Source organism: Dictyobacter formicarum (genome assembly GCF_016587435.1).
Genome location: NZ_BNJJ01000003.1, coordinates 428090 through 446650, shown reverse-complemented (window position 1 = coordinate 446650; position 18561 = coordinate 428090). Strand labels below are relative to the sequence as shown.

The 18561-nt window shown below is 50.0% G+C and carries 17 protein-coding genes and 1 other annotated feature; of the genes, 7 read left to right on the top strand and 10 right to left on the bottom strand.

From position 1 onward, the window contains the following. Positions 1 to 1125, top strand: coding sequence for an ABC transporter permease (locus JMI88_RS07040; RefSeq protein ID WP_236022840.1), 1125 nt, complete (start codon positions 1 to 3; stop codon positions 1123 to 1125). An 89-nt stretch (positions 1126 to 1214) separates the two neighbouring features. Here the strand turns inward: JMI88_RS07040 and JMI88_RS07035 are convergent, their stop codons facing one another. The 8 genes from JMI88_RS07035 to abc-f all read right to left on the bottom strand — a co-directional run bounded on the left by JMI88_RS07035 (position 1215) and on the right by abc-f (position 9738). Continuing rightward, a complete protein-coding gene (locus JMI88_RS07035) occupies positions 1215 to 2633 on the bottom strand; it encodes an NAD-dependent succinate-semialdehyde dehydrogenase (protein WP_201361085.1) in 1419 nt (472 codons plus the stop codon). Positions 2634 to 2648: 15 nt separating this feature from the next. Next, on the bottom strand, positions 2649 to 3413 hold the full coding sequence (locus JMI88_RS07030) for a cytidylate kinase-like family protein (protein ID WP_201361084.1): 765 nt from the start codon (positions 3411 to 3413) through the stop codon (positions 2649 to 2651). Positions 3414 to 3686: 273 nt separating this feature from the next. Beyond that, on the bottom strand, positions 3687 to 4586 hold the full coding sequence (locus JMI88_RS07025) for an HpcH/HpaI aldolase/citrate lyase family protein (RefSeq protein WP_201361083.1): 900 nt from the start codon (positions 4584 to 4586) through the stop codon (positions 3687 to 3689). Positions 4587 to 4763: 177 nt separating this feature from the next. After that, complete coding sequence (locus JMI88_RS07020) at positions 4764 to 4985, bottom strand: hypothetical protein (protein WP_201361082.1); 222 nt, start codon at positions 4983 to 4985, stop codon at positions 4764 to 4766. Positions 4986 to 5182: 197 nt separating this feature from the next. After that, positions 5183 to 5860, bottom strand: coding sequence for a GNAT family N-acetyltransferase (locus tag JMI88_RS07015; RefSeq protein WP_236022851.1), 678 nt, complete (start codon positions 5858 to 5860; stop codon positions 5183 to 5185). Between the two features lie 168 nt (positions 5861 to 6028). Continuing rightward, positions 6029 to 6724, bottom strand: a complete 696-nt coding sequence (locus JMI88_RS07010) for a dienelactone hydrolase family protein (RefSeq protein ID WP_201361080.1) — start codon at positions 6722 to 6724, stop codon at positions 6029 to 6031. A gap of 177 nt (positions 6725 to 6901) precedes the next feature. Continuing rightward, positions 6902 to 7852, bottom strand: coding sequence for an ABC transporter permease (locus JMI88_RS07005; protein WP_201361079.1), 951 nt, complete (start codon positions 7850 to 7852; stop codon positions 6902 to 6904). A gap of 278 nt (positions 7853 to 8130) precedes the next feature. Beyond that, positions 8131 to 9738: a ribosomal protection-like ABC-F family protein gene (abc-f, locus tag JMI88_RS07000; RefSeq protein ID WP_201361078.1), complete on the bottom strand. Its 1608-nt coding sequence runs from the start codon at positions 9736 to 9738 to the stop codon at positions 8131 to 8133. 831 nt (positions 9739 to 10569) lie between these two features. On the opposite strand from abc-f, the gene JMI88_RS06995 reads away from it, so the two are divergent. Together JMI88_RS06995 and JMI88_RS06990 are read left to right on the top strand one after the other, a co-directional pair. Beyond that, the gene (locus JMI88_RS06995; RefSeq protein WP_201361077.1) at positions 10570 to 11142 is read left to right on the top strand and encodes a hypothetical protein; all 573 of its coding nucleotides are present in this window, start codon (positions 10570 to 10572) and stop codon (positions 11140 to 11142) included. A gap of 311 nt (positions 11143 to 11453) precedes the next feature. Continuing rightward, positions 11454 to 12623 carry a glycoside hydrolase family 5 protein gene (locus tag JMI88_RS06990; protein ID WP_201361076.1) on the top strand — a complete coding sequence of 390 codons (1170 nt, stop codon included), beginning with the start codon at positions 11454 to 11456 and terminating at the stop codon, positions 12621 to 12623. A gap of 66 nt (positions 12624 to 12689) precedes the next feature. Here JMI88_RS06990 and JMI88_RS06985 read toward each other — a convergent pair whose 3' ends face one another. Then, entirely contained in the window at positions 12690 to 13490 is an 801-nt protein-coding gene (locus JMI88_RS06985; RefSeq protein ID WP_236022850.1) for an ABC transporter permease, read from the bottom strand. A gap of 1 nt (position 13491) precedes the next feature. Beyond that, complete coding sequence (locus tag JMI88_RS06980) at positions 13492 to 14466, bottom strand: ATP-binding cassette domain-containing protein (protein WP_201361074.1); 975 nt, start codon at positions 14464 to 14466, stop codon at positions 13492 to 13494. A 361-nt stretch (positions 14467 to 14827) separates the two neighbouring features. Then, positions 14828 to 15090 (top strand) — a binding site (T-box leader). 402 nt (positions 15091 to 15492) lie between these two features. Here JMI88_RS06980 and JMI88_RS06975 point away from each other — a divergent pair. From JMI88_RS06975 to JMI88_RS06960, 4 genes are all read left to right on the top strand, one after another. Further along, positions 15493 to 15657, top strand: a complete 165-nt coding sequence (locus JMI88_RS06975; protein WP_201361073.1) for a lysine biosynthesis protein LysW — start codon at positions 15493 to 15495, stop codon at positions 15655 to 15657. Positions 15658 to 15661: 4 nt separating this feature from the next. Next, positions 15662 to 16525 (top strand): lysine biosynthesis protein LysX, encoded by an 864-nt coding sequence (gene lysX, locus JMI88_RS06970; RefSeq protein WP_201361072.1) that lies wholly within the window; start codon positions 15662 to 15664, stop codon positions 16523 to 16525. Next, positions 16522 to 17580 (top strand): N-acetyl-gamma-glutamyl-phosphate reductase, encoded by a 1059-nt coding sequence (gene argC, locus JMI88_RS06965; protein ID WP_201361071.1) that lies wholly within the window; start codon positions 16522 to 16524, stop codon positions 17578 to 17580. The genes lysX and argC overlap by 4 nt, the downstream gene beginning before the upstream one ends. A 75-nt stretch (positions 17581 to 17655) precedes the next feature. Beyond that, on the top strand, positions 17656 to 18561 hold the full coding sequence (locus JMI88_RS06960; protein ID WP_201361070.1) for a [LysW]-aminoadipate kinase: 906 nt from the start codon (positions 17656 to 17658) through the stop codon (positions 18559 to 18561).

Genomic DNA, 18561 nt, shown 5'->3' with positions numbered 1-18561 from the left:
ATGGAAAAAGATAGAGGACCGAAAATTTCTAAGCCTAACTTTGTTCAGCCGGGTGAGTCTATGGTGCCTCCACCTTCTCCCCAGGAATTGATGCTTGAGGAGGCTCCTGCCTTATCTGCTGAGGCAGTTGAAGGCAAGCCAGTTAGCGACAAGGAAAAACAGAAAAAATCGCCGACGCCTTTCCAGGATTCTATGCGGCGCTTACGCAGAGATAAGCGTGCCATCTTTTGTATAGGCGTGATTATGCTCTATATTCTGATTGCCATCTTTGGGCCGCCCATCTATAAACTGGCAGGTCCCAGCTATAAGAGCGATATGTCAAATACGGTGATTCCCGCCTCGGTCTATCGTGATTTTACCCATCAAGAGGCGGATCGTAAGCATGAGGGACCATCTGCTCAGTACTGGCTGGGTACCGACTCTATTGGTCGTGATTTATTTTCACGTTTGATGCAGGGTATGTTGATCTCAATTGCTGTGGCGGTAGTTGTCGAAGTACTTGACATCATTCTGGGAGTCGCCATTGGCGTCCTGGCTGGTTACTATGGAGGGTGGATCGACTTCTTCCTGGCGCGTTTCACCGACGTTATCTTTGCGTTTCCGGGCCTGCTATTTATCATTTTGCTGGTAGGTATTCTGGGCACCAAAGCCAATGATATGCTGGGAAGTGTGCCGGTGATCGGTGCCAATGGTAATGCGCGCTTGCTGTTTGTCTCGGTTGGCCTGGCCCTGACTGTGTGGCCATTGATGGCCCGTTATGTGCGTGGTCAGACGTTGCAGTTGAAGGAGCAGCAGTTTATTGAAGCTGCCCGCACCTCGGGAGCGACCGACTTCACAATTATCATGCGCCACCTGATTCCTAATCTGTTTAGCATTGTTATTATTGCCTCAACGCTAAACATTGCCAACACCATCATCAGTGAAGCCGGCATCAGCCTGTTGGGCCTGGGTGTCCAACCTCCGGGATCCAGTATCGGGTTGATGATTTCCGATGCGACTGACTTCCTGCAGAACCATCCCTGGGAGGCTTTGCTGCCATCCATTGTGCTGGTCATCATTGTACTGGCCTTCTCCTTCCTGGGTGATGGCTTGCGTGACGCTTTCGATCCACGTTCAAAAGACTGAGAACGGGGTGGTTGTTATGCCCACTCACAAGAACTCGCACATGCGTAAAAAGGCGAATAGGTACATCCCTATTCGCCTTTTTGATTATTTTATGCAGATATATGCTTATTCAGCTGGTGACTGTGTGGGGGCTCTTCAACTTTGGGACCGATCCAGACAGTCTGGATGTTGACGAATTCCTGAATGCCAAAGTGTGAAAGCTCGCGACCGTAGCCGCTGTGCTTGACCCCGCCGAAAGGCAAGCCGGGCGTTGAAGCTGTCATGCCATTGATAAAGACGCCACCGGCTTCGATGCGTGTTGCCAGTTGCTGCGCCGCCTCAATGTCGCGTGTCCATAGGTTGCTACTGAGTCCAAAGATCGAGTTATTCGCCAGCTCGATGGCATGCTCGGCGTCGCGCGCCCGAATGACCGCGGCCATAGGGCCAAATGTCTCTTCTTTAAACACCGTCATCTCAGGCGTGACATCCACCAGAATGGTAGGCTCATAGTAGTAGCCCTTATCCCCAAAGCGTTTACCGCCGGTGGCTAGCCTTGCCCCCTCGGCCAGGGACGCCTGGACCTGCTTTTCCAATGTCTCGCGCAGATCTTTCCGTGCTAGCGGTCCTACTTTCGTCTCGCGCTCCAGTGGATCTCCTATGCGTAGCTGACGGGTATATTTCACGAACTTATCTATAAATTCGTCATAGACCTGATCAACCACAATAAAGCGTTTGGCGGCAATACAGCTCTGCCCGTTATTCTGGTTGCGCGCCTGGACCGCTGTTCTGGCGGCTGCCTCGAGATCGGCATCCGCCAGAACGATATAGGCATCCGAACCGCCCAGTTCCAGCACATGTTTTTTGAGCACACTACCGCTGGTAGCAGCGACCTTCACTCCGGCCTGTTCGCTTCCAGTCAATGTGACAGCGGCAATGCGTGGATCCTTAATCAACGCCTCCGTTTCTGATCCCGGCACCAGCACAGTGCGGAAGACGCCCTGTGGAAAGCCTGTCGCCTCGAATACGCGCTCGATTTCCAGGGCCACCTGTGAGACATTAGAGGCATGTTTCAGCACGGCCGTATTGCCAGCCATCAGGCTGGGCGCGGCAAAGCGTATCACCTGCCAGTAAGGGAAATTCCATGGCATCAAAGCCAGTACTACTCCCAGGGGCCGGAAAGCCGCATAGCTCCTGGTGGCATTGCTGGGCAACACCTGCGGCGCTAAAAACTTTTCCGCGTTATCCGCATAGTAATCGCAATTTAGCGCGCACTTCTCAACTTCCGCCTCCGCCTCGACAATGGGCTTACCCATTTCCAGCGTCGCAATCCGCGCCAGTCGGACTTTATGTTCACGGAGATAGCTAGCCAGGCGATGAAAGAGGGCGCTGCGCTCAGTGAAACTGGTGCGACGCCAGCCAGCAAAGGCCGTATGAGCCTGTTCCAGGGCAGCGTCGATTTGTTTGGATGTATAGGGCTCAAAGGTCTCCAGAATCTCTTCGGTGGAAGGATTAATTGACTGCATACTCATAGCATTATTTCCTTGTTATTCAATGGCTTTAACCGCGGGGAGTGCCTGACAAATAAAGTTCGTGGCGCTCTCAAACGAGAAGAGGCCAGTATTGATAAGAAGATGGTAGAAATTTGGTTGCTGCCCATCTACGCCATAGTAGCGGCGCAGATAGAGAGCCTGCTCATCATCCCGCTGCTCAATCATTTCTTTGGCATTGGCGCGCTTAAGCTGGTACTGCTTCATTACATAATCAATGCGATACTCCATGGGCGCGAAGATATGGATATGCAAGGTACGCGGATTATTATGCAGTAAGAACTGAGAGCCACGGCCGACAATGATTGCATTTCCCTGTGTCGCCAGTTCTAGAATAACTCGCTGGGTCAAATGAAAGTAAGCGAGTTCCTGAGACTGAGACTGAGCCTTGGAGGCCGGATACATATAGTGAACATTGAAAGGATTACTGGACCGCAACGCCTCCAGGATGTTGCTAGAGAGTCCAGCGGTTTGTTCATCCTGCTGGACCACGTAATTCATATCTACACCCAGGCGTTGAGCCACCTCAGTAATAATCTTTTGATCAACGTAATTGAGTCCGGCGGCCTTCGCTACCAGATGCGCGATATCAGATCCTCCACTACCAAACTGGCGAGAAATAGTTACAACAACCGATCCCTGAGGTGGAATGCCAGTTGGCAGTGGATCTGCAGCCAGCGCTGTTTCAGGAAGCACGCGTGTCTCAACCGATTTTCCTTTTACCCGGAGCTTCTGAGCGTCTCCATGAAGAGTACCTTCCATCAGTATGATCCTTTATATTCAAGAAACAGTTCATGGTGTTTCTTCTATCCTACGACGTATGGTATCTCTCCGCAAGGCTGGCAATCTCTTGACCTGAACCTTTGATAGATACCTGAACCTTTGATAGATATATGAGTGCTTTTGCGCTTAAGCTCTGGCATTTTCTATCCGGATGCCCCCTCATAAAGGGCTACTCTTGCTTATTATAATGATCTACCTGATTATTTTACGTGTAAGACGACTCTGAAAGATACGTTTTGGCTCTCTACTGATTTACATGCCGATCAGATCGGCCCGGGTAATAATATTTTTCACGCTTCGAACGATAGCAGCATCAACCATCTTCCCTTCAAAAGCAATCGCGCCCTGTCCCTGTGATAGTGCCTGGGTATAAGCCGCATCCAGGCGGCGAGCATATGCCACTTCCGAAGGATCAGGGGAGAAGATCTGGTTGGCAATAGGGATCTGGGCCGGGTGGATCGCCCACTTGCCAACAAAGCCCAGGGTATGGGCACGCACACATTCTCCCTCATAGCCAGCGGCATTTTTAAAATCAGCGTACGCACCATCGATAGCATCGATGCCAGCGGCCCGGGCCGCGATGGCAATTTTATTGCGCGCATAATGCCAGAGATCACCTGGATAACTATGGTGGGTCCCTTCGATGCCCTTACTATCTACTCCCTGCGAGGCACTATAGTCGCCGGGTCCAAAGATCAGCGCCTCCAGCCGGTTGCTGGCTCTGGCAATCTCCTCTACATTGAGCATAGCCTCAACTTCTTCGATGAGCACCTCCAATCCGATACGTCGGGAGAGGCGACAACGTTTCTCAATCTGTGAGAGCAATGTATCAACCCACCAGACATCGCAAGCCGACTTTACCTTGGGGATAATCAATATATCAAGGTGTTCACCAGCCTCTTCAACCACCGAAATAATATCCTGATAGGCGAATTCCGTTTCCAGGTCATTGACCCGTACGGCACGTGTTTTCTTGCCCCAATCCAGAGCTGTAAGGCTGTGGATTGCTTTAGCGCGGGCGGACACTTTTTCATTCGGGGCTACAGCATCTTCCAGGTCGATAAGAACCAGGTCGGCTGCGCTGGCAGCTGCTCTGGTTATCATATATTCATTGCTGCCCGGGGTTGACAGTTCTGATCGTCTGAGGCGCATAAAAGACTCCTTTGACTATCGTGTTGATTCTTGCAAGGATTATTATATCAGAGGAAAAGGCGTGCAGGCCTGTAGGTGCGCCCCTCGCGAACGCTTTTCTGGTGCATTTTCGAGTAGGAAAAGCAAAAGCGCCCGCGAGGGGCGCATCTATTATCATCTTCGCTTAAATTGGGTGGATTAGCCAATGGCCTGGATATACAGTTCACACACGGTTAAGGTTGCTTCCGTTTCACCGATATACTGCACAAGTTGTTCATGATATCTATCCACCCGCCGCATGCGAGCCTCAATAAAGGCATGCTGGGCAGTGCCACTGGCCAGACCTATCAAACCACGTTCCATTGCTTCATATTCTTCTAAAATTTTTTTTCTGAGCTGGGCAACTTCACTATGGGGCATAGCTTTGGCTCCTCACCAATAGAGAAACAGATTGGACATGTACGATATAAAGTGCCGCATGATGTGTTTTTTTATCAATAGAGAAACAGATTGGACATGTACGATACAAGATGATGCCTGATATCGTTTTATATATTTATTAAACGTCTCGCAACGCAATTTTGACGAGTTTTACGAGCACATTGTGTAGAAGCTTTTTATGCCAGGCGTATGGTGGCTCCCAGCACAAAAGGACGATAGCCAGCCGCCTGAGCGAGTTGAATCGAGGCATCATTCTCAGCCAGGGCGCTATAGAGAGGTAATAAGCCCTCCTGATATACGCTATTGGCCCAGAGTATAGTGGCGGCCAGTCCAAAGCCCTGCCGACGTGCCTGTGGATGCGTCTCAATTCCTAACTCGCAGGCCTGATTGGTACGCCGCGAACTATGGGCGATTGAGAGCAGACGCTGATCCTTTATGACCCCGAAAAGTGGAGCCCGCTGAGGCTGGAAGAAATATTCTCCATACCCCTTCTCATAAGTCTCAAGCAATGGATAATCGGCCTCGGTAAGTGGCCGTGCAATAGTGCGAGCGGTTGCCAGGCTCGTCGCTGGAGCATGCGATAACACAAAAGCACGCTCATAAGTAGCGGCATAGCCTGCAGCGCCTGGCTGGTTCGTGGGATGCCAATGTGCTATCTGCTGACGCTGACCAGGTGTAACATCAGGACGCCAGATAAAGATCGTCTCTGCGGCCAGCTTTCCAACATACAGTAGCCAGTCGGGCTGCAAGCCCGTGGCGGAAAGTTCTATACTTGTATTGTCCACAGCAGGTAGCGTAACACCCCAGACAGCCTCTACATGCAAGCGCAGAAGCTCACGATCAGTAAATGTCATATGCTGCAATATTTTTATTCCTGACTAGTGAGAATATATTTTATTGAGTGGTGCGAAAAGCGCGCAGTGCGTGCTTTTCGCACCACTCAATAAAGAAAGCTCGGGCGCGCATGCGCCCACCCGTAAGGGGGTGTACAATTCCCATAACCATGGGAATTGTACACTCTCCTAACGCAGGTGTTCTTTCAAGAAGGCAACCGCGCGGGGCCAGGCATCATCTGCCGCTGCTTTATTGCCCATGCCATGGTTGGGATTGAGAAAGGCATGTCCTGCATCATAGACTTTGACCGTAATGTCTTTGCCTGCCGCTTTATACATCTGTTCGATCTTTTGAATCTGCTTAGGGGGGATGCTATCGTCCCGCTTCCCATAGATGGCCAGCACTGGCGCATTGACCTTAGCTACATCGTCGGGTGTGGGATCATAGCCTGCGCCGTAGAATGCCGCAACGGCCCCAAGATCAGCATAGCGTGAGGCAACCGTGTAGGCCAGGAGACCACCCATACAGAAGCCAATCAGGCCCAGTTTTTTCGGCTGAACGTTAGGAAGTTGCTTGATAGTATCCAGGGCTCCAATAATCTCACGCACTGCCACATCAACATTTTTCTGCAGCAGCATCATCATGCGCATAGCATCATTTGGTTCAGTTGCAACCTTGCCGTGGTAAAGATCGGGCACCGCCACCACAAATCCCTCCTCTGCCAGCTTATTGGCTAGATCTAATACATGTTGCTCGATGCCCCACCATTCCTGAATCAGCACCACACCTGGATGTTGTTGATCATCATCGGGTTGAGCGACAACGGCATAGGCATTATGGCCATTCACATGTAAATCCACTTTTGAAGTACGAACTGCAGCCATGAAAAACTCCTTTACATTGAATAAAATACTGCTGCCCTTTAACTGATCTCATTATAGTCACGTAGCGATCATCATGAGTGATACACACAAGCTCGACAACGTGCAGCGCCTTATCTCTTACGTTCTACGTTTTTTTTGTATTGTTATATGTCAATGTTCATTCTCAACAGCCACTGTTCAGACTGTAATCTGTGTTTCTCTGGACCGTGATACCGGGTGGTGGCGTGGAGAATAGTAGCGGCGCGGCCTGGCCATCAGCATGCTGAGTAGGATCAAGACAAGCGCCACCGTCACGCTAATGATGTTGTAGGTGGTCCAATAAGAGAGTTGCCAGTTGCCAACTGTCACAGGCGTGACGTTGCTTCCTGTTCCTCCATATCCTGTGCCATAGCCGAAGTTCAGGAAAAAGATAAAAGGTGAAAAGGCACTATTGTTGGGCGTTGTATTGGTTAAAGCTACAAGTGGATTCCAGATAAAGAAGAGTTTAGACTTAACAGGATAGAGTTGAAAGAAATGATAGCCTTGCCCCGAAGTGAGCAGTATGATGGAGAGCAAGAGCGGAAACAGCATCCAGGCCAGGCTGACCATATAGGCGATGGCAGTCGAGATGGTGGGACGCTGGAAGATAGCGGAACAAAAGATGCCCAGTGCACCCAACCAGAGAGTTGTCACCACATAAAGCACAAGCGCGCTACCAATCTGTGCGGGTCCAACCCCACCGAAGAAGAATACCAGGCTAAAGAGCGGTATAGAGGCGGCGATAAGTAGAAGAGCATTAATCAGGCTGGCCCCCAGTTTGCCCATAATCAATGAAAAAGCTGAGAGCCGCGAACAGAGCAACATCTCATAGGTTTGCCGCTCCTTTTCACCATTGATGACCGTTGATGTCAGCGAGGGTGTAATGAAAATGATCAAGCAGAGCTGGACCTGGGCCAGTAGTGAATAAAGGTTGGAGCCAATATCGCTCAATGCATTACCAGCGAAGCCCGCATAGTTGCTGGTGGCATTGCTAAGAAAAAGCCAGCCCAGCAGTCCCAGGAACAACACATAAGTGATAATGACCCAGATAGTTCGTTCGCGGCGCAAGCGCAAGCGCATCTCTTTAGTAAGAAGGGAGAGAAATACCATACCCGGCCACATCCTTTCGTGTCTGCTTGACTTTATGCGGCAGCTGTAGCACATGAATACATGTCTGCTGTATATGTCTACTATTACGAGTTCGGCGTTTATGATGCAAAGTAAAAAGATACGAAGGCAAACTGATATTTACAAACATGGATACGATATTTATAGCATACACTATTATTGATGTTTATAATGGCATAAATGTGGCGAGTAAGATCTTGTGCGTGGGGATGCGGGGCACAATACTGTGCCCCGTAGATTTATCGATGGTAGCTAGCAGTTTAAGCTCGTTCCAGCAACTCGTCGTATTTGGTATCGTATGGGACGAGCCGGCCTTCTGGCATCAACAACATCATCGTAGGTTTGAGCAGGCGTACAAACTCGACATCGTGGGTAACCGTCAGGATAGTGCCTTTATAATTGCCGAGTGCCTCACCAATGATTTCCTTTGAGATGATATCCAGGTGAGAAGTAGGCTCATCGAGGACCAGCACATTCGGACCTTCCAGAACCATTTTGGCCAGGGCCAGACGTGTTTTTTCGCCACCGCTCAGCGTGCCAATCTTTTGGAAGACGCGGTCGCCACTGAAGAGGAAGCGGCCCAGCACACCACGCACACGTTTAGCATCGGTTGGCAGGATATCATTGGCCTCATTGAGCACGGTATTCTCATAGTCGAGCCCCTCGCTCTCCTGGGCATAATAGCCGATCTGTACCCTATCTCCGAGAATAACCTTACCGGCGTTCAACGGAATAAGGCCCAGTACTGTGCGCAGCAATGTCGTTTTACCAACGCCATTGAGACCAACGATGACCAGGCGCTCACCACGGTCAACCTCAAAGCTAATGTCATTAAAGATTTGTTTGGTGCCATAGCTTTTCGAAAGATTTTTCGCTTCAACCACCAGGTGGCTACTTTGCTGGCGCACCGGAAAATCAATCTTCATCCGGCGGCTGGCCTGCGCTACCTGCGGCTTGCTCTCCTCTAGATCCGCGATACGTTTATCCATCGCGATACGCTGTTTTACACGCGTAGCACCAAAGCCACGCAGACGATCAGAGGTCTTACGCAAACGTGCAATTTCTCGCTCCTGCTGCTTTTTGGTGCGCTCAATTAAAGCCTGGGCATCGCCAATGACATTCAGATAATTGGTATATGTGCCCTTATACTCTTCCAGCTTATGTGTAAACTCATTGAGGCGCAGAACCTTATTGATGCTGCGATCCAACAGGTCCAGATCGTGTGAAATGATCAGGAGGGCGCCCCGATAGCTCTCCAGGAACTCCATCAGCCAGAGGGTCGCCTCAACGTCCAGGAAGTTGGTCGGCTCGTCCAGGAGCAGCAATTCGGGAGATTGGAAGAGCAGGCGCACCAGGGCCAGCTTGGTTTTCTGACCACCACTCAACGTACTCACCTCGCGATCCAACGTCACCCCGCCGATATTCAGGCCACTGATCAACTGTTCGCTGCGGGCATCGGCATCATAATAGCCCAGGCGTTCCAACTCGCCCTGTGCATCCTCAAAATGCTGCAGGGCCGTCTCCAGATCATCAATGTTGGGATCAGCAATCTTCAAAGACAACTCTTCATACCTGGTAATCGCTCGATCCAGTCCGGTGCCACTGTAGATGAAATCACGGACCAATCCGCCAGATGCAACCGGCGTCTCATGCGCAACGTCCTGCGATAGATAGCCATAGGTCTTGGGACGCATAATATGGCCGCGATCAGCCTCCTGATAGCCGCCAATAATTTTGAGCAGCGAACTTTTGCCGGCACCATTCACACCAATCAGTCCTGCCTTCTCACCTGGAGCCACCGTTAGTGATACATCATCAAGAATAATACGTGGACCATATGAAAGATTAACATGATTAACTTTTAACATAATGTGGATGCTCTCCCTGTGTGCTTCTCATCTTCAAGTGCTTATGCATAAAACTGTGATTTGTGATTGATGGGCGAAGGCGGCCAACATGCCGAAGCATACAAGCCCTCTCATAACTCAATGCAAACGGGAAGCACACACAAAATGCCGCAAGCAGACAGCAACAAGGGGCTCAATGTCTGGCGACACACGCGCATCAAAAGGTAAGCGATGATGTGATGACCCGTTCAGGAAGGAAAAGGACGAAGAGGATGCAAAGGGCATACTTACAAATGCTCACGCAAAACGGAGGGTGAGCAAGCATCATAAGCGCCTAATCCTGCCGCATAAACCCAGGCGTGGTCGCTCATGCGGCGCTATAAATTGCGAGTGGTAAAGCCCTTTTCATCATAAAACCTTAATCTATGAGTTTTCGTGTCCGTGGCAAATAGTACCATCCTATACATGAGATGTCAAGTGTGTATACAGGCTGGCCGAGCGACTTGTGCTAGTATCCCAGGTAATTCTGGGGACAGAGAAGCGCCTGGAAAGGTGTGTAAGTAGTTGTCTAGCATTGTATATGAAATATAGAAGTATAACGATAAAACAACATTTAACTTATTATGTTGTAAATACTATGGATAATAAGTTAAAAGCAACATCATAAAGCTAAGTGTAAGCAAAATTTAATGTTGCTCTACCCTTAGCTTTTCCAGTTTTACGTATGAGTTTTTTAGCTGATCATTAGATAGCGTGAGAGGCTATAAAAACAATTAAGAGTCGTAAAAACATGTCTTGTGACATATGTTGCTTGTTTTTGAAAAATATATACAAGGATGAAAGAGGGATTTGATGATGCATCAAAAAAAATGTGTTAGAAAACTACTAGCACAGACTGTTTCAGCCATTCGGGTATTGGTACTTTGCATTCTTCTCCTGGGGAGCATGTCAGCTGTCCTGACCACCTGGAGGGTAGCTGTAGCATCTGCAAAGAGTGTGAGTAGTAGTAGTATTCATTCTGCTCACCCGCGTTCGATCACACCGTTCCTCCATAATGTTAAGGCAGCTCATGGTACAGATGTGGTCAACGGCCGGAAGGAAAAAGCACACAATGACCCGGAAAACAATGACGACTTCGATAACAACGATGACTCCCATGTCATCAAAGTTAACAATGATGAAAACAACAAGGAGGTTATCAAAGTTAAGGATAATGAAAAAGTTGTCATCATAGAAGAAAATTGTGAAGAATGTCAAGAATGTGAACAACAGCAGGAAGAACACCACCATGAAAATCGCGTCAACAATGTTAGCGCTCATGGTTTCGTCGCGGCTGCAGGCGCAGGCGCACTCGGTGGAAGAGGTGCTGGTTTCCCGGGGATGCCTTTTACCGGTAGCGACCCACGGCCTTTCCCAAGCAAGTGAGTGTGGAGAGTCTCATTGAAGTAGACAATCAACATAGTTCTCTTGAGACGTTCTCCTTGTGAAAGTGGGAACTTTAAGCAGTCGTTGCCTCCTTTTATGAGAAGGGGGCAACGACTGCTGTGTTGTTTAAAAATACATGCTATCAAATCTGACTGAATCCCATAAGAATAGAGGCCATGCATACCAGAAGGCTTCCACCAGATTTGGGTGCAGCGGTATACTAATAATGGGCGGGTATTTAAGTTTCTTTGATTTGCCCGTTTATTATTGACGCATTTGCATGCAAGATGTTATGTGGTAAAGGGATGTCGATGCAAAAAAAAGTAGTTGTAACCACCTTTTCTGGCGTATTGATGCTGGCTTTAACGGCCTGTCTCTGGTTAGCGCCAACGCTGTTTGGCTCGATCCAGCGTATACAGGCAGTGTCGCCGACCTCTTTTGTATCTGGAGCACACAATCCACCGCTGGCGGCTCCATACACGGTGCTTGGAAACCAGATTATTGATAGGTATGGAAATCCCTATCTTTTCCATGGTATTGCCCGTGACGGGCTTGAATATGATTGTCAGGGGCCTGCCGATCTGGATTGGCAACATCTGGCCTATCTGGGCTCTGGCAATAATACTGCTACAGAGACTTACTGGGGGGCCAATACTGTGCGCCTGCCATTATCAGAGGGTTTCTGGCTCCATGGTTCAAAACGGTCCAAATGTACTGCTCAGCACTATCAGACAGTTGTAAAGGGCGTAGTAGCCACGCTGACCTCGCTACGCTTCAATGTCATTCTGGATCTGCATTGGGTAGATGCGGGAGGGCAGTCGACCGAAGGGGGTGGACCATGGCCGATGCCTGATGCCGATAGTCTGCTATTCTGGCAGCAAATTGCTTCACTGTATAAACATACTCCCAATGTGCTCTTTGAAGCCTACAATGAGCCACATCCATCGTCCTGGTCGTGCTGGCTTGCCAACTGCTCAAAACTGACGGATACGGTATCATCTGACGACTGCCATTGTAAAAAGAAGCTTACCTATCCAGGCGTAGGATTGCGCACCATTGTTGCGACCATTCGCGCTACCGGTGCCAACAATCTTATATTGATTGGAGGGATGAACTGGGGATTTGATCTCAGCCAGCTCGAACGGTATCCTCTTAAGGCTTCCAACCTGGTCTATGATACCCATCCCTATGACTATGCCAATAAACAGTCCTCTTCCTGGGATGCAGCTTTTGGCCAGCTTAGCTCAACCTATGCCATGATTTCGGCCGAGAATGGTCAATACGATTGTGGCTCAACTTATATGGATCAGCTCCTGAGCTATCTTGATGCTCACCATATCAGTTGGATTGGCTGGGCCTGGGTACAGGGTGGCGGCACCAGCGTCTGTACGTATCCACAACTAGTCAAGGACACACAGGGAACACCAGCCAGCACAATGGGCTGGTCGATCTATCGCCATCTGCACAGCTATGCTATGTAGATGGCGGGTCCTCCTAATCTCCATTAAAATCCATATCCTCTTTGTACCGATAAGATCAGTTTAACATTATTTGTTGCGTTCACTGCGTACAAAAACGATGGTGCCAAAGATCAAAAAGAGTGTGAAGAGGATCACGATCACGATAAAATTCAAGATCGGGTTGATAAGTACGATCTTACTGTAAGCGGGCGTGCCCAAAAAGTATACACTGCGCATCAGGTCGGCGGCATAACGCAATGGAGCGATTCTGGAGATGATATCCAGGTACCAGGGCAGATGGTTGATAGGACTAAAGATGCCTGCCAGAAAGAACTGGGGGAAGATCAAAAAAGGCATGATTTGATTGGCTGCGCGCTGGCTACCAAAGAGCGAGAGCATAATCAGTCCGAAAGAGCCCCCAAAGAGGCAGATGATCAGCGATGTCAGCAGTAAGGCAAAGAACATGAGAGGGGTCAGTGGCAACCCGATAACCAGGCCAAAGATCAATACCACCACAGCCTGCGTCATTGCTACCAGGGATTCTCCAAAGATTTTGCCAAACACAATGGTGTAGCGTGAGATGGGAGAGATAAAGATTTCCTGACTAAAATTATTTTCGCGATCCTCAATTAAAGAAACGATACCAGCACTGGTTGAGAGAAAGACCGTCTGAGCCAGGACGCCGGTAAAAATGAACTGTAACACATCATAGCCAATACTATTACCATAACCGTTCTGGAAGCCAGAGCCCAATACCCCAACAAAGAGGATTGGAAATATAATTGTGCCGAACAGGCGAGCTGGATCGCGTAAGAAACGCAGTATATCGCGATAAGCAATAGTTAATACCGCGTTAATGCTGCGGTTAATTTCCAACATGTTTATCATTCTATTCACCTATTATCTCCATATACGCATCCTCTAAAGAAGGTATATGAGTCTCAATGAGAGTGAGGGGGATCTCAATAGATTTGAGCAGGGAGTGCAGCTCATTATGCTCAACCGAAACTTTAAAGGGAGCCAGTTCGCTAACTGTAAGGTTCATACGCCGTAGCTCTGTCAGTAAACTGGTGCGATCATCCGCATCGAGCAATACATATTCTTCGACTAACTCTGTTTTAACCCGGGCAGGAGTGCCCTGAGACACGATATTGCCTTTGTTGATGATACAAATATCGTCCGCTTTCTCTGCCTCCTCCAGATAGTGGGTGGTCAGGAAGATCGTTGTTTGTTGCTCAAGGCGCACCTTGCTCAAATACTCCCACAGGCTGCGCCGGCTTGAAGGGTCCAATCCCGTTGTTGGTTCATCCAGAAATAGAACCCTGGGATTGTGAAGCAGGCTGCGCAGAATCTCCAGTTTACGTTTCATGCCACCCGAAAATTTTTTGACCGGTTTGAAAAGATCTTCATGGATGCCCAGAATGTTCGCCAGCTCATCAATGCGTTGCTGATAGCCTTTTGGCATCGTTTTATAGGACGGTCTGAAAGGATAGAGTCCATAGAGAGTAGCGTGGAAGCGCACATTCTCTTCGGCCGTCAGGTTGAGATCCAGGCTGGGCTTTTGAAAGATGATGCCGATGTTCTTGCGCACCGCACTGGCCTGTCGAGCCACATCATAGCCAGCAATCATCACCGAGCCTGCTGTTGGTTGCAGCGTTGTTGTCAGGATAGATATGGTCGTCGTCTTGCCTGCTCCGTTGGGTCCCAGCAAGGAAAAAAGCGAGCCGGGACTGACGCTAAATGAGATTTCATTGACAGCATTTGTCTCGGCTTTTTTATATCGTTTCACCAGTTTTTCGACTTTAATAATCGGCACGACTGGAGATGATATAGTACTAATAGATGCATCTTGCTCCTGTGTCATTGATCCCTCTTTGTCTGTTTAACTATAAAAAGTGCACTGTTATTTCTAATACACATGTATCTGTATGATCTGTACAAACTTTATCCTATTGTAACGATATAGAGGTGCCTCTGTCCATGAGCTGAAATAGATTTTACGCATGCTAATCCAGGCAAATCGAGGTACGCGGGCAACTTTATTGGGTTAAAGCAGATTTATGGATGAATTTGTCGCGATGGTGGTTTTGTCTATAGACAAGGTGTTTTTGTTGTGAAAAATTTCCGGTTTACTGCCGTGAGCGGAATTCTCTCCATATAGCCATTGACAATCTAAAAAGAGCATGTTATAAATTTCAACAAGGAAAAACACACAACCGCATAACGAAAAAGCTTTGATAGGAAAAGTAGCGATTAACTGTTACGGACAGAGAGTAGATAGCTGGTGAGAAGTCTACACGTAAACCAATCGCGAATAAGACCCTGAAGCTGCGAGAAGAAATCGCATCTGCGAGAGTAGAACTGCGCCGGTGGCCACCGTAATCGGGCCGGAGTATGTATAGACCATACATACTTGCTGAGGTCAATATCGTGAGATATTGGCGAATGCAGGTGGCAACACGAGAGTATAACGCTCTTCGTCCTGAGTAGTAGGATGAAGGGCTTTTTTGTTGGTCCTTTATCGATACGCACATAGAAAAATAGAGAACGACAAGCGGTGTAGGGAAAAGTAGCGGACCCTTGGAGCATCCAGAGAGCGAACTATTGGTGGAATGTTCGTATGACCAGCCCGTGAATAAGACCCTGAAGCTACAGAGAAGAAATCGCGTCTGCGAGAGTAGAACTCTGTCGAACTAACCCTCGTTAGCGGGTTGTTACAGAACATGAACTGTTCTGTACACTGAGGCTCATATCGTAAGGTATGGGCGAATGAGGGTGGTACCACGAGAGTTAGTTGCTCTTCGTCCTTGTAAGAGGGATGAAGGGCTTTTTTTGCCACAAAATTTGAGACGTAAATACAGCAATAAGCGACAAAAGAGGAGAAAAGAAAATGGCAGCACATTGTCCAGAATGCGAAGCTAATGTAGAAGTTCAGGGTTTGATGGTGGGCGAGATCACCTTTTGCCCTGACTGTAATGCGGAACTCGAAGTGATTAACGTAGAGCAACCTGAAGTAGCCCTGGCCCCTGAGGTCGAGGAAGATTGGGGAGAGTAACCCTATGCGCCTGGCTATCCTGACATCGCGAGTTCGCGTGGAAGAGAAATTGTTGGTGGAAGCGTTGCGACAGCGTGCGATCGAATTTGACCTGATTGATGACGGTGAATTACTGTTCGATCTAGCGCAGCCGCAGGAGCGTTGGCACAAATACGATGCCGTGCTCTGCCGCAGCGTGAGTCAGTCCCGTGGCCTGGCTGTCTTACACGTGCTGGAGCACTGGGGCATCCCGGTGTTTAACTCGGCGGCCGTAACCGCTCTTTGTAACGACAAATTGTTGACGACTCTGGCGCTCTTACGTGCTGGCCTGCCCGTCCCGCGCACGCTGCTGGCATTTGATGCGGAGCGCGCCCTGGATGGCATCGAGTCCATCGGCTATCCAGCCGTTTTAAAGCCGGTAACCGGCTCCTGGGGACGCCTGCTGGCGCGCGTCAATGACCGCGATGCCGCTGAGGCCGTACTTGAGCATCAGGAGACATTGGGGTCCTATCAACACCATATCCATTATATTCAGCAGCATGTAGATAAGCCAAACCGCGACATCCGAGCCTTTGTCATCGGCAACCGGACCATCTGTGCAATCTATCGCACCAGTGCCCACTGGGTGACAAATACTGCTCGTGGAGCTGTAACCGACAATTGCCCCGTGACTCCTGAGCTGGATAGTCTGTGTACCCGCGCCGCGCAAGCCGTTGGCGGCGGTATCCTGGCGGTGGATGTTTTTGAAGATCCCGAACAGGGTCTCCTGGTCAACGAAATCAATGGCACCATGGAGTTTCGCAATAGCATCGCTCCCACGGGCGTGAATATTCCACAAGAGATGATCGAATATGTCTTGAGCAATGTGCGGGAAGGGGTGGCGTTATGAGTCGAGTGCGCGTCGCTATCGTTGGCGGTTCCGGCTATACCGGCGGCGAACTGATCCGCCTGCTCCTCTTTCATCCGTTGGTTGAAATTACGCAGGTGGCTTCGGGCAGCCAGGCCGGGCACTTTGTGCATAGCGCTCATCCGAACCTGCGCAAGATTAGTACGCTGCGTTTCTGTCATCCAGACGACCTGACGTCTTGCGACGTGTTGTTTTTATGCCTGCCGCATGGAGTCTCTTCAGGCGAGATTGAACGCTATCGGGCGCTGGCGCCACGGATCATCGATCTCTCTGGTGACTTCCGTTTGCGCTCACCTGAACTGTATCGTCGCTGGTATGGTCATGAGCATAAAGCTCCGGAAGTGTTGTCCCAGACAGTGTATGGCCTGCCTGAACTACACCGCGCCGAACTCGCGGAGGCGACGCTGGTCAGCGGCACTGGCTGTATGGCCACTACATCGATTCTTGGCCTGGCGCCACTGTACCGGGCCGGTATCGTCAACCAGTCCATTCCATTGGTGCTGGAAGCTAAAGTAGGTTCTTCGGCGGCCGGCGCCAAGGCGGGACCAGCCAGCCACCATCCAGATCGCAGCGGGGCTGTTCGCTCCTTTGAGCCGACCGGTCATCGCCACACGGCTGAACTGATGCAAGAGCTGGGACAGCCTGGCAGTGAACTGCAGCAGATGGTAGCCTTCTCAGCCACCGCTATTGAACTGGTACGCGGCATCCTGGTCACCGCGCATGTTTTCTTGAACGAGCGCCTGGACGAGCGCGCCATCTGGCGCATTTATCGTGAAGCCTATCAGCGCGAACCATTTATTCGCCTGGTGAAAGAGCGCAATGGCGTCTATCGCTATCCAGAGCCCAAGATACTGGCTGGAAGCAACTATTGCGATATTGGTTTTGAACTGGACGCCGAGCAGCAGCGCGTCGTTGTTATCGCCGCCCTGGATAATCTGATGAAAGGGGCCGCAGGCAATGGAGTCCAGGCCTTGAACTGCATGTTTGGTTGGGATGAGACGCTGGGTTTAACTTTTCCAGGCCTGCATCCGGTGTAAGCCACTGTTTAAGCATTTGATTTCTTATATTCTTAAAGAGCAACTGGCATAACGAGAAGAGAAACGGAGCATTCGATGACACTGGTCGTAAAAATTGGCGGAGGCGCGGGTGTCGCCACCACTGCTATTGTGCAAGAAATCGCCCGCCTGGTCGCTGAAGGAGAGCGCGTGGTACTCCTGCATGGTGGTTCTGATCTGACCAATACGCTGTCAGAGCGACTGGGACATCCAATGCGCATGATTACATCTCCCAGCGGCATGACAAGCCGCTATACCGATAACGAGACCTTGCAGATCTTTGCGATGGCCGTGGCCGGGCAGATCAATACCGAGCTGGTAGCCCAACTACAGCAAGAGGGCGTGAATGCCTTTGGGATGGCCGGTGTGGATGGTCGTCTGCTGGTGGCACGGCGCAAAGCGGTGGTGCGTTCAGTAACGCCCGAGGGGCGAGTGCAGATCCTGCGCGATGATTATACCGGCCAGATTGAGCAAGTGAATAGCGCGCTGGTGGAGCAATTGCTGTCCGCTGGCTATACGCCTGTGATAGCGCCTCTAGCTTTGAGCCATCAAGGAGAGCGCTTGAATGTTGATGGTGATCGGGCTGCCGCCGCCGTGGCTGCTGCCTTGCACGCGGATGCGCTGGTGATCATGACCAACGTACCAGGTCTGCTGGAGGATGCGCAGGATCCCTCGACCTTGATTGAGACCATACCCGCCGCCCAGCTGGATACCTACATGAAATTTGCACGAGGGCGCATGCGCAAAAAATTATTGGGTGCCCAGGAAGCACTGCAAGGTGGCGTCCCCCGCGTATGCATCGGTAGCGCCTCACTACGCGCCGTAATCAATGGCGCTGGCACCACGATTACAACCGAATCAGATGAAGAGCACCGCACGGCTTCCACTGCCTGCGAGCCGGAAGCCGTGCGGCCAACAGCCATAACCCATTCACCGATCCGCGAGATGGTGTCGCTGGGTTAA

What these genes read in the sequence shown, in the direction of transcription:
- JMI88_RS07040 (WP_236022840.1), top strand. Translation starts at nt 1, where the DNA reads ATGGAAAAAGATAGAGGACCGAAAATTTCTAAGCCTAACTTTGTTCAG.
- JMI88_RS07035 (WP_201361085.1), bottom strand. Translation starts at nt 2,633, where the DNA reads ATGAGTATGCAGTCAATTAATCCTTCCACCGAAGAGATTCTGGAGACC.
- JMI88_RS07030 (WP_201361084.1), bottom strand. Translation starts at nt 3,413, where the DNA reads ATGGAAGGTACTCTTCATGGAGACGCTCAGAAGCTCCGGGTAAAAGGA.
- JMI88_RS07025 (WP_201361083.1), bottom strand. Translation starts at nt 4,586, where the DNA reads ATGCGCCTCAGACGATCAGAACTGTCAACCCCGGGCAGCAATGAATAT.
- JMI88_RS07020 (WP_201361082.1), bottom strand. Translation starts at nt 4,985, where the DNA reads ATGCCCCATAGTGAAGTTGCCCAGCTCAGAAAAAAAATTTTAGAAGAA.
- JMI88_RS07015 (WP_236022851.1), bottom strand. Translation starts at nt 5,860, where the DNA reads ATGACATTTACTGATCGTGAGCTTCTGCGCTTGCATGTAGAGGCTGTC.
- JMI88_RS07010 (WP_201361080.1), bottom strand. Translation starts at nt 6,724, where the DNA reads ATGGCTGCAGTTCGTACTTCAAAAGTGGATTTACATGTGAATGGCCAT.
- JMI88_RS07005 (WP_201361079.1), bottom strand. Translation starts at nt 7,852, where the DNA reads ATGGTATTTCTCTCCCTTCTTACTAAAGAGATGCGCTTGCGCTTGCGC.
- abc-f (WP_201361078.1), bottom strand. Translation starts at nt 9,738, where the DNA reads ATGTTAAAAGTTAATCATGTTAATCTTTCATATGGTCCACGTATTATT.
- JMI88_RS06995 (WP_201361077.1), top strand. Translation starts at nt 10,570, where the DNA reads ATGATGCATCAAAAAAAATGTGTTAGAAAACTACTAGCACAGACTGTT.
- JMI88_RS06990 (WP_201361076.1), top strand. Translation starts at nt 11,454, where the DNA reads ATGCAAAAAAAAGTAGTTGTAACCACCTTTTCTGGCGTATTGATGCTG.
- JMI88_RS06985 (WP_236022850.1), bottom strand. Translation starts at nt 13,490, where the DNA reads ATGATAAACATGTTGGAAATTAACCGCAGCATTAACGCGGTATTAACT.
- JMI88_RS06980 (WP_201361074.1), bottom strand. Translation starts at nt 14,466, where the DNA reads ATGACACAGGAGCAAGATGCATCTATTAGTACTATATCATCTCCAGTC.
- JMI88_RS06975 (WP_201361073.1), top strand. Translation starts at nt 15,493, where the DNA reads ATGGCAGCACATTGTCCAGAATGCGAAGCTAATGTAGAAGTTCAGGGT.
- lysX (WP_201361072.1), top strand. Translation starts at nt 15,662, where the DNA reads ATGCGCCTGGCTATCCTGACATCGCGAGTTCGCGTGGAAGAGAAATTG.
- argC (WP_201361071.1), top strand. Translation starts at nt 16,522, where the DNA reads ATGAGTCGAGTGCGCGTCGCTATCGTTGGCGGTTCCGGCTATACCGGC.
- JMI88_RS06960 (WP_201361070.1), top strand. Translation starts at nt 17,656, where the DNA reads ATGACACTGGTCGTAAAAATTGGCGGAGGCGCGGGTGTCGCCACCACT.